This window comes from Bacillus sp. 7884-1 (assembly GCF_002272245.1).
Lineage (GTDB): Bacteria > Bacillota > Bacilli > Bacillales > Cytobacillaceae > Neobacillus.
The window spans coordinates 1-12,010 of sequence record NZ_NPDD01000009.1 but is presented as its reverse complement, the minus strand read 5'-3'; the positions used below and the strand labels follow the sequence as shown (position 1 = coordinate 12,010).

The window sequence follows — 12,010 nt, the reverse complement described above, 5'->3', positions numbered from 1 at the left end:
GATTATTCAAAGAAGCTTTCCTTAGTGGAGCGCAAATCAACAGCCAAGTTTAACAGAGCCTTTTATAAAGATTTTCAATATCAACCTAATGATTATGGATTATTACGAAACAACGCTTTCAAAAAATGATTGACGAACTAACTTTAGACATGATATCCTTCTTGGGGTTAATTAATTTGTTTAATAAACGAATTAAAAAAGATTCACTACTATATTAAATAATAACCTTTTCACCTACTCTTTTTATTTTTTTAGTAAGCGTAATCAATACTACATCTAGAACTTCAGGAGGAATTATCATGGAGAATTACTTACCAATTATTTGGGTGGCTCTCGGGGTTGCCTTGCTTCTTTTCTTAAACATGAAAGTGAAATTAAACAGTGTCCTTTCTCTTTTAATATCTGCAATGTTTGTAGGTATTGCAAACGGTCTCACACTTCCAGATGTTATCGCATCGGTTAAAGCAGGCTTTGGAGGAACGCTCGGAAGTCTTGCGCTTATTATCGGATTTGGTGCTGTACTTGGTAAATTGATGGTTGATTCAGGTGCGGCTCAACGAGTTGCAACAACGCTCTTAAATAAATTTGGTGTAAAATATGTTGAATGGGCCATTTTACTCGTTGGTGCAATCTTCGGGATCTCCGTATTTTATGAAGTAGCCTTTATTATTTTGGCTCCACTCGTTATTAGTATCGCGATTGAAGCGAAAACACCATTTTTACGACTTGGTATTACAATGGTAGCAGCTGCTACTATGGCGCATAGTATTTTTCCGCCACAGCCTGGTCCTGTAGCACTTGTAGACGCATACGGTGCCGACATGGGAATGGTTTATATTTTAGGACTTGTGGTTGTAATCCCTTCTGTCATATGTGCTGGTATCATTTTACCAAGATTATTACGTAACCTAGACCGCCCAGTGCCAGCTCTATTGAAAAAAGAAAAAGAATTCACGGAAGCAGAAATGCCAGGGTTTGCTATAAGTTTACTTGTTCCATTAACTCCTGCCATCATCATTACAGCTGCAACGATTATTAATTATTTTATCGAAAAAGGTTCAACTATTTATCAAATCGTTAACTTCTTCGGAAGTGCAGAAATTAGTATGATTCTAGCTGTTTTAGTAGCAATTTATGTGTTTGGTATTCGTGTTGGCCGGACAATGTCAGACGTCATGAAATCATTTTCTGGCGCGATTGAAGGAATTGCAATGATCGTCTTTATCGTAGGTTCTGGTGGTGCTTTCAAACAAATCATCTTAGACTCAGGTGTTGGTGACACGATTGCAGCTATGATGCAAAACACAAGTGTTTCGCCATTAATTATGGCTTGGTTCATCACAGCATTGCTTCGAATTGCCACAGGTACAGGTGTTGTATCAGCCATTACGGCTGCTGGTATCGTTGGTCCACTGATTCATACCTTTGATGTAAACCCTGTATTAATGGTATTAGCAACAGCTGCAGGAAGTAACACGATTACACACGTGAACGACGCTTCCTTCTGGTTATTCAAAGAATACTTTGGCCTATCCATTAAAGATACCTTCAAAACATGGGGCCTTCTCTTGTTCGTAAACTCGATTGTCGGCCTTGGAATCGTTTTACTTCTAAGTTTATTTATCTAAGAAAAATGCGCTGCAGTCTAATCCAGACTGTGGCGCTTTTTTTGCCTTTTATGTTTTTTCCGATTTGTCCAAGCCTCCCTTTTCAAGGATGAATACCCTAATTCTAAAGAATAAAGTTTTTTATACATTCTTGAAAGGAGATTAATCAATTGCCAAAAGTTATGCATTTGAACCTAAGGGTTGACCCAACCCAATACATTCCTCAAATTCGTGATATTCCTGGTTATGATTATATTCATTTAGTGCGGCAGCCCAAGTATATGATCAATCTGCCTCTTCTCAATGAACAGGTTCACTACCTGAGTGAAATTTTCTCGCCAAAGGAATATGTGAAAAAAAACAAGATAGACCTCTTACATGCGCACCATGGTCAATTGGGTCAATTACTTCTTCCATTTAAAGAAGAAACCTCTCTTCCGCTCGTAACCAGTATCCGTGGCAGAGATGCAACTCTCGCCAATCAGCCGGTTGGCTATTTAGATGGTATGAAATTGCTTTTTGACCAAGGAGAACGATTTTTCCCTGTATGTCAGTATTTAGCCCAGCAAATTAATATGTGGGGCTGTCCTGCTGAGAAAATCCGAGTACTATATGGAGGGGTTGACCTCGATTTATTTCCATACAGGGCGCCTAATCACAATGGTACTCAAAACATAATTTCCATTGGAAGATTAGTAGAAAAGAAAGGTCACCATATCTTAATGCAGGCCTTTAATAAAATTAAATCGAAATTCCCAAATGCTACCCTCACCATCATCGGCGGAGGAGAACTGGAAGAATATCTTAAATCTCTTGCCTCCCAGCTAAATTTAGGTACTTCCTTTCGTCTATTGAATCGTGTTCCGAAAGCTATGATTCCTGAACTAATGGGACAAGCTGATTTATTTTGCGCAGCTAGCTTAACGTCGTCAAATGGTGATGTTGAGGGAATTCCGAATACGATCAAAGAAGCAATGGCCACTGGTATCCCAGTCCTCGCAACCAACCATGCTGGTATTCCAGAGATCATCAAACATAACCAAGAAGGGATATTGGTACGGGAAAACGATATCAATCATCTTGCACAAGCTTTGGAATACATGCTAATGGACAGAAGCTCTTGGGATAGATTCTCTCTTAGTGCCCGTCAAAAAGTAGAACAAAACTTTGACCAGAATAAGCAGCTTCTCCTACAGGCTAAATACTATGATGAATTGTTAGGGGGATCATGATGGAAGATTTCAGATTAATAAAAGTGACAAAAGGTCCAAAAACTCTACTAATCGACAACCCCACTAGCTATTCATTAATTGGAATGGGTGCTCAAGGAGCCGTCTTTAAACTTTCGGAGGAGCGTTGTGTGAAAATTTACAGCAGCACCCTTCAAGCTCAAATGGAATTAGAAGCATTAAAATCTGGGCAGCACTTATCTTTTTTCCCGCGTTTATATGGCTATGGTGATAACTATATCGTCATGGAATACTTTAATGCTCCCACATTAAAGGAATACCTCCGGAATTGCACCTATATCCCGGAATCCTTTACAAGAAAACTTCTTTATATATTAAATGAAATGAAAAAGGCACAATTCACAATGGTCGACGCCCCGCTCAGACACATCTTCGTACTTGAAAATGAAGAATTGAAAGTAATTGATCATGTGAATGCCTTCAAACGAATTCATCCCGTACCGCTAAAGTTATTGAGAGATTTAAATATGATGCTGCTTAAAGAATCCTTTCTATCCCAAGTTAGAAAGATGGAACGAGAAACATATGAAATATGGCAGCAATATTTTAAAGTAAACAAACTAGATTATCGGAACATCCCCGTATATTCGGGAGGAGATGGCGAAGGAGTAAAAGTCGATAGCGCCATTTCGCAAACATTGATTGGAGCGGGCCACCAAGGTGCGGTCTATCGTATAGCTGAGAATCGATGCGTGAAAATCTATGGAAAGCCGGAGCATTGTGAAATGGAAAAGACCATTCTCTTGGCGAATCAAGATCTTTCCTTTATCCCAAAAGTATATGAAACGGGAGATAATTACGTTGTCATGGAATATTTAGTGGGACCAGACTTAAACACCTTTCTAAAAAAACAAACAACCCTTCCATTGGTCGTGACAAAACTTTTGCTAGAGATTGTAACCTCCCAAAAACAGGCTGGGTTCAAACAAGTTGACGCTCCATTAAGGCACGTTTTTGTCACCAATTCAGGCTTTAAAATGGTCGACCATGTGTATTCGTTTTCTCGTTTGCAAGAACGACCTCTTGAACTTTTCCAAAATCTTCATGAGCGAGGTTTCCTTACTGATTTCCTTGAGCAGGTTAAGATTCTTGATCCTAACACACATGCAGAATGGACGAAAACACCAATCCCGCTCACCGAAGAGGACGTACAAATGGAAATAAAGGACATTCCTACCGTACTGCCAGGGAAAAAATACTCCGGCGGTAAAAAAGACCGGGGGCACCAAAAAGGCCATGACCGTAATAATGACCATGGCCATAGAAAAGGGCATGACCGTGACAAGGACCGTAACCATAAAAAAGGACATGATCGTAATAATGACCACGATAAGAAAAGGGATCATGGCGGCAAAAGAGATAACAGAGATAAAAAGAAGGAAACTGATCGTAAAAAGGGATCTGGTAAAAAATGAAGATCGTAGTGACAGGTGCGGCAGGTTTTATTGGGTTCCATCTATCTAAACGTTTGTTAGCTGAAAATTATCATGTTATTGGTGTGGACAACCTTAATGATTATTACAATTTTCGTTTAAAAAAAGAGCGGTTAGAGCTCTTAGAGAGTTATGAGAATTTTAAATTTTATCTAACCGATTTAGCCGACCAGGAATCATTAAACCAAATTTTCGAGGATCATTCCATCCCTATTGTTATCAATCTAGCTGCTCAAGCTGGAGTCCGTTATAGTATCTCGCATCCACAATCCTATGTTCATTCCAATTTAGTTGGGTTTGTCAATATATTAGAGGCATGCAGGCATTATCAAGTGGAGCACTTACTTTATGCATCGTCCAGTTCTGTATATGGAGCCAATACCAAAACCCCCTTCTCTACCCAAGACTCTGTTGATCATCCGGTTAGTATCTATGCGGCAACGAAAAAAGCAAATGAATTAATGGCTCACACCTACAGTCACTTATTTAATATCCCGACTACTGGTCTTCGTTTTTTTACCGTGTATGGACCTTGGGGCAGACCGGATATGGCCTACTATTCTTTTACGAAGGATATTATCGAAGGGAATACCATTCAGGTATATAATAATGGCGACATGCTTAGAGACTTCACGTTTATCGATGATATTGTTGAAGGAATCGTCAAATTATTTGATCATCCACCGATACCCGATTCAAACAGAAACCTTGATCCCAGTACAAGTCATGCTCCCTACAAAATCTATAATATCGGCAACAACAGTCCAGTCAGATTGATGGATTTTATTAACATGTTAGAAAAGTTAATTGGCAAAAAGGCCAACATCGAATTTCTCCCGATGCAGCCTGGAGACGTGAAAGAAACCTATGCAGATATTACTGATTTACAGAAGGCAGCCGGATTCTCCCCTGCTACCCCATTAGAAATAGGATTAGATCATTTCGTAAATTGGTATAAAAAATATCATAAATAAATGCCGGAATCCCCTCTATTTGATTGAGGGGATTTTTAGGTAGAAGTGAAAAATCGTACTTTATTACTATTTAAAGCACAAGAACAAAGACAAACAATTCAGTATACTTATCTTGAGAAAGTCATTCATTTTTACAAGAGAGCAGGTTGATTGTATGTCTATTGGAAAAGTGATTTACTATCATCGAAGAAAGCAAAATAAGACGCAAGAGCAGCTTTGCCAGGGCATTTGCTCGGTTACCCACTTAAGTAAAATTGAAAATAATGTAAAAGAAGCGAATCCAAAAACGTTACAGCTGCTGTGTGAAAGATTGCATATTTCCATCGAGGAAGAAAACAAAAAGAGCGAGTTAGTAAAGCATAAGCTGGATATTTTTTACGAGACCATGGAGCGACTGAACCAAGAAAAAGCAGCTCATTTTTTAAAAGAACTGCAGGAATGCAAGGAATATGTGCATTGTACCGACATGATTTATTTGTATGAATTATATATGCTGCGTTATTACCTGCTTCTGGATGATTTTTCAGCCTTTGAAAAATCATCTCAAGGTATTCATAAATATCTCTCAAAATTCACTCCTTTTGAGGCCTATGTGTGGAATTTGCTTCAAGCCATCTATTATGGAAAAAAGGAACAATTTTCCCAGGCACTCCTATTCCTGACTAAGATAGAAGAACAGGCAGAGCAATATCAGGCTAGGATATCAGAGTATTATTATTTTCGGTCAGCCTTGCACGGACATTTATGCCACTATTCTTTATCTATCCATTATGCTTATAAAGCCTTGCATGTTTTTCAGGAGACAAACAATCTATTAAGAATGGTTCATATCAAAATGATTTTAGCTGTTAATTTCATTTATATTGGTGAATTTGAGAAAGGGAAAGAGAAGCTTGGACATACTTTAAGTGATGCAGAGATGCTTCAGGATACGGAAACGAAGGCACTATCTTTACATAATCTCGGGTTTTTATATTATAGACAAGGGAAACTAGGAGAATCGCTAGACTATTATTCCCAGGCTCTTCAGCACAAAGAAAAGAATACGGCTTCCTATTATATAACCATTTCCTATCTGGCCGAGGCGCTTATTACTTTTTCACAAAATGAGAAGGCTGCTGAACTGTTATCGGAGGTATTAGATTCCTTTCAGGATCTAAAATCCCCTCGCTATATTGAATTAAAAATCCTTTATTTAGAAGCATCTGGTGCTAAGAAAATGCTGATCCAATATATCATTAAACATGGACTGCCTATTATCGAACATCAAATGAATATTGATAGAGGAATGAAATATCTTCAGATGGTCGCTTCCTATTATGAAGAAAAACAGGACTATGCTTCTGCCAACCACTATCTTCATATCTGCAATCAATACCTGAAGAACCTGCTAACTAACATCGGGTCACCCGTTGACCTAAAGATAGCAGCAGTTCGATAGAATTATGTTTACTAGAATAATAGATTTACAGGGACAATGGCATGCAGCTATTGTCCTTTTTTGTCGAATTCATTAAATTGTCCCAAATAAATGGCGAGGAAAATCCATTACTTTTCATCCTAATCCCTCCCTCCTCCTTTAAAATCCCGCTTATGAACCGCTTATTTAGTATAATTGTCCCAATTAACAGACAATTAAAATCCATATATAGTTAAAGGTAGATACATAATTATTTTTTACTAGAAAAGGAGAATGTGAAAGATGGGCAAGCAAAAGTATAAAAAGTATTTTGCCATGATGATGACAACAGCTCTGCTAGCGGTCCCAACACTTCAAGCATTTGCTGATGATTCGAGCAATGCGAATGGTGACAAAGCTACCGTCACGAATCTGCAAGGAATTAATGCAAAAGCAAGTACAGGAAAGCATGTCATTACCCTCATTACCGGTGATGTTGTAACGGTGACAGAGCTCGCAGATGGACAAAGTGTGATTAACGTGGAGCCTGCCACTAGTGGTGGTGGTGCACGAATTTTGACAGTGGACAAAGATACATATGTCATTCCGGATCAAGCCATGCCTTATTTAGCTTCTGGTTTTCTAGATCAGGATTTATTTAATGTTACTGCACTCATTGAAGATGGGTATGATGACGCCTCACAGAAGACTTTACCTGTTATCCTGCAATATTCAGAATCAAAATCTCGTTCAGGAGCGTTACCAACACCAAAAGGGTCTAAAAAGACCCATGTGCTTGAGAGTATAAATGGTTTGGCACTTTCAACAGATAAAAAGGAAGCGAGTAATTTTTGGCAGGACATAACGAAAAATCAACAGCCTGCAAAAAACTCAAAAGCATTATTAGCACCAGGAATTGAAAAAATCTGGCTGGACGGCCGTGTGGAAGCCACTCTTGAAAAAAGTGTCCCTCAGATTGGGGCACCAGCAGCTTGGGATTCCGGTTACGATGGAAGTGGCGTAAAAGTGGCCGTTCTTGATACAGGGATTGATGCAGAACATCCAGATATCGCTAGTCAACTGGTTGATGCAAAGAGCTTCGTTCCAAATGAAGATGCTCGTGACTTTCATGCCCATGGTACCCATGTAGCTTCGACAGTACTTGGAACAGGTGCTGCCTCAGAAGGAAAGAATAAAGGGGTCGCACCTGGTGCAGACCTGCTTGTTGGAAAAGTCCTTAGTAATGAAGGTTTTGGCCAAGATTCTTGGATTATCGACGGGATGGAATGGGCTGCAGAAAATGCCAAAATTGTTAATATGAGTATAGGCAGCAATGAGCCTAGCGATGGCACCGACCCAATGGCTCAAGCCGTGAATAACTTAACTGCAGAGACAGGTGCTCTGTTTGTCATTGCTGCAGGAAATACGGGTGCGGAAGGAATAAATTCACCAGGATCAGCTGATTCAGCTCTTACGGTAGGTGCTGTTGACAAATCTGATCATCTTGCTTGGTTCTCCTCCAAGGGACCGCAAAATGGGATTTCGGGATTAAAGCCTGACCTTACTGCACCTGGTGTAGGAATTCTAGCTGCCCGCTCTCAATTTAGCGATGGCAGCGGTTCTTATAGGACGATGGATGGTACGTCAATGGCTACCCCTCACGTTGCTGGGGCAGCGGCTATTCTCTCACAGCGTCATCCTGATTGGACAGGTGCGCAGCTGAAAGAGGCACTTATGAGTACAACTAAAAAGCTTGACCATATTAAGCCATTTGAAGGCGGAACGGGGCGTCTTGACGTTGCTGCAGCCACATTTGGTACAGTTCGTGCGACAGGATCGCTGGACTTCGGATTCTATGACTGGCCGCATGATGATGGCGGTTCCGTTGAGAAAACCATCACGTACACGAACGACGGTGATCATGCTGTTACACTAGATCTTTCTACAGCAATAATAGATAGCAATGGTGCAGAAGTACCTTCTGGCTTGTTTACACTCTCAACAACCAAAGTGACAATTGAGGCTAATAGCAGTTCAGAGGTAAAGGTAACTCTTGATCCTCAGCTTGGTGCTCTTGGCGCCCGCTATCAAGGACATATTTCAGCAAATCTTAATGGGCAGACAGTTGCTCATACTTCTTTAGGCATGATTAAAGAAGAAGAAAAGTATTCTCTCACAATCAATGCAACAGATCGTGACGGGACACCTGCTGACGCTTACTTTTACCTCCTTGGTCCAGACGGAAATCCACAGTTTATGACCGTAAAAGGTTCACGAGAACTGCGATTACTGCCAGGTACCTATTCCGTTATGGGTTGGATAGAGGTTGATAGCGATACAGATCACCGCGGTATCGCACTCGTTGGTAATCCTGAGATTAACCTGAATGGTTCACAGACAGTTGAACTTGATGCTCGTAAAGCAGAAGCAATTGAAGTAAACGTTCCGAATAAAACGGAAGCCACTTATCGAAAATTAGAATATTACCGCAACACTGGAGAATCAACCGTAAATGATATTTACATCATGCCTGTATGGGTGGATAAAATGTATGTACAGCCTACAAAAAAAGTAGAAAAGGGAGAATTCACCTTGGCCACACGCTGGCGCCTTGCTGAACCGATGCTTACCATCAACTTCCAAGGCAAAGAGCTCGATGATATTCCTCAGCCCGGAAGTAAGCTTTTAAAAGGTATACACAATTTAGAGACTGTGTATGCAGGAAAAGGGTCTCCAGAGGATTATAATGGACTTAATGTAAAGGACAAGGCCGTAGTCGTTCTTCGCAGTGATGAAGTTTCTGGTCCAGACCGTGCTGCAGCAGCATTAGCTGCCGGGGCAAAGTTTTTAATCATCGTAAATGATGGACCACGGGAGCTAAGTGAATGGGTAGGAATTGAAAATGAAGATTTTTCACTTTCTGATACACCTCTAGCTGTTGCCGGCATAAGCGGTACGGAAGGCCAAAAGCTTGTGGAGGCAGCTAAGGCAGGTAACTTAACACTAAATGTTAAAGGTAAACCAGATACTGAATTCGTTTATGACCTTGTTGATATGCATCATGATGCTGTACCAAGCGATTTAACGTATTCTCCAAAAACAAAAGATCTTGTAAAAATCGATAGCAAATATAAATCAGACCGTCCGGCACCAGGAGCGGAGTTCCGTTATGATATCCTGAGCCACAGTCATCATGGAGTCGGCTTCTTGTTCCAACTTGCTCTTCCATCTGTACGAACTGAATGGGTTTCCGCTCAAGAAGGCACATCCTGGTACCATCAGGCTAATGTACAAGACGCAGAGTGGGAAGTACGTCAGCCAAAAGTGACTTACACTCCTGGTCAGAAACTTGAGGAAGAATGGTTTTCACCTGCCGTTAGGCCTCGCCTTGGAGAAGGATTCTGGGCACCTTACCGTGACAGAAATTACTTTGTGCTCAATATTCCTGCATGGGCTGATTCAGGGATTGGACACACAGGAGCAGACATGAGTTATCCTGGATCGCAAACGTTAGAGTTTTATCGTGGAGATACACTCGTGAAAAAAGCAAATGGACAGGCAATCTATTCATTTGTAGCACAACCAGAAGAAAACACGAAGTATAGAATTGTAAGCAACTCTTCTCGTCATGCAGAACGCTGGAATACATCCGTTCGCACACATACCGAGTGGACATTCTGGTCTAAAAAGGAAGAAGAAACTCGTACAGCTCTGCCGCTACTTTCACTGGATTATAAAATTGATACTGACATGAACGGCAACGGTATTGCAGGCAAATCAACAAAGCTAGAATTATCCGCGGTTCAAATTGCTGGAGCACCAGGAAACGGAGCTGTTGAAGGTGCTTCCCTTGAAGTTTCGTTTGACGAAGGTCAGACATGGAACAAGGTTGAACTATCCGCTGAAGGTAACGGCTGGACAGCAAGTATTAAACATCCAAGCAAAGCTGGAAGTAATGTCTCACTACGTGCAAGCGCTTGGGATGACAAAGGCAATAGTATCAAACAAGAAATTATTAAAGCGTATGGACTAAGGTAAGTTTTAGTTACCAGTTTTCACGATAAAGGGTTCCGGTTGCGGGTGCTTTCTTAATAAGAGACACAAGAATTGACGTATGAATTGGCATACGTCTTTTTCTTTATTTTTATCGGTTGGGGGGATGAGGTTAAGCATGAGATCTGATAAATAGACGGAAAAAATTCGCTTATTTAGTTAATAGCATCGAAATTAGCTTAAATAGACGGAGAGATTCCGCCTATTGACTCAAAAAACGTGAAAATGGGAGATTCAGTTTTGAATAACCGGAAAACCTCCGCTTATATACCCCGAAACGAGCTCCATTCTGCATCTAACCGGAAAATCTCCGCTTATTTTACTTTTGCTGGTTACTGATAGGGACAAGCCATCTTAAACTTTTTTCATGAGTAAAAGATAAAAAATATGGAAGTATATAACTAACTCAGTAAAAAGTTAGGAGGATGAACATTGCAGAGGAAAGTATGGTTGAAGATTCCACTGATTCTTATTTTTCTAACTGTTATATTTTTTTCAAATGGCGACCAGGGGAAAGAAATCCATGCGTTTTCGAACCAGGTACTTCAGCAAGGCTCTTCCGGGGAAGATGTGATTGAGCTGCAATCTCGCCTTAATTATAATGGCTTTTTTAAAAGTAAGATTGATGGTGTATTTGGATGGAATACCTACTGGGCAGTTCGGAATTTCCAGGATCAGTTTGGTCTTCCTGTCGATGGGGTTGTCGGGGCAAAAACGAAGGCTATGCTGGTGAAAGCAACAAAATATGAAAAGCAAGGAAATTCAGGTGGTTCTAGCGCCAATGTTCCAAACGGGTACAGCCAAAACGATATCCAATTGATGGCAAATGCCGTATACGGGGAATCACGCGGGGAACCCTACATCGGTCAAGTTGCGGTCGCCGCCGTTATTTTGAATCGAGTCCAAAGTGCCTCCTTTCCTAATACCGTCGGAGGCGTTATCTATGAACCTGGTGCCTTCACTGCTGTTGCCGATGGACAAATTAATTTAACACCAAATGAAACAGCAAAAAAAGCTGTGCTGGACGCCTTAAATGGATGGGACCCTACTGGTAATGCTATTTATTATTTTAATCCTGATACGGCCACAAGCAGCTGGATTTGGAGCAGACCGCAGATTAAGAAAATCGGAAAACATATATTTTGTAAATGAAATAGAAAAACTGTCATCTCCAATTGAATTAAATAGATGACAGTTTTTTTAGTTTAGTTTGTCTTAATAGCTCTTATTAAAGACTAATCTCTGGCTTCCCTTTCGAGTTTTGTCCTCAAGAGCCACTATTGAAGACTAATCT

Annotated in this window: 7 protein-coding genes; all 7 read left to right on the top strand. The window is 40.5% G+C overall.

The features are described 5' to 3' along the window. The first annotated feature begins 299 nt into the window (after nt 1-299). The 7 genes from CHI06_RS00820 to sleB all read left to right on the top strand — a co-directional run bounded on the left by CHI06_RS00820 (nt 300) and on the right by sleB (nt 11,868). Nucleotides 300-1,628 (top strand): gluconate:H+ symporter, encoded by a 1,329-nt coding sequence (locus tag CHI06_RS00820; protein WP_095246520.1) that lies wholly within the window; start codon nt 300-302, stop codon nt 1,626-1,628. A 149-nt stretch (nt 1,629-1,777) separates the two neighbouring features. After that, a complete protein-coding gene (locus CHI06_RS00815) occupies nt 1,778-2,839 on the top strand; it encodes a glycosyltransferase (RefSeq protein WP_095246519.1) in 1,062 nt (353 codons plus the stop codon). Beyond that, nucleotides 2,839-4,272 (top strand): hypothetical protein, encoded by a 1,434-nt coding sequence (locus CHI06_RS00810; RefSeq protein ID WP_179292499.1) that lies wholly within the window; start codon nt 2,839-2,841, stop codon nt 4,270-4,272. The genes CHI06_RS00815 and CHI06_RS00810 overlap by 1 nt, the downstream gene beginning before the upstream one ends. Continuing rightward, nucleotides 4,269-5,264: an NAD-dependent epimerase gene (locus tag CHI06_RS00805; protein ID WP_095246518.1), complete on the top strand. Its 996-nt coding sequence runs from the start codon at nt 4,269-4,271 to the stop codon at nt 5,262-5,264. Before CHI06_RS00810 ends, CHI06_RS00805 begins: the two co-directional genes overlap by 4 nt. 154 nt (nt 5,265-5,418) lie before the next feature. Further along, the gene (locus CHI06_RS00800; protein ID WP_095246517.1) at nt 5,419-6,705 is read left to right on the top strand and encodes a helix-turn-helix domain-containing protein; all 1,287 of its coding nucleotides are present in this window, start codon (nt 5,419-5,421) and stop codon (nt 6,703-6,705) included. 261 nt (nt 6,706-6,966) lie between these two features. Continuing rightward, on the top strand, nt 6,967-10,701 hold the full coding sequence (locus CHI06_RS00795) for a S8 family serine peptidase (protein ID WP_095246516.1): 3,735 nt from the start codon (nt 6,967-6,969) through the stop codon (nt 10,699-10,701). 477 nt (nt 10,702-11,178) lie between these two features. Further along, on the top strand, nt 11,179-11,868 hold the full coding sequence (gene sleB / locus CHI06_RS00790) for a spore cortex-lytic enzyme (protein ID WP_373558122.1): 690 nt from the start codon (nt 11,179-11,181) through the stop codon (nt 11,866-11,868). Nucleotides 11,869-12,010: the final 142 nt, after the last annotated feature.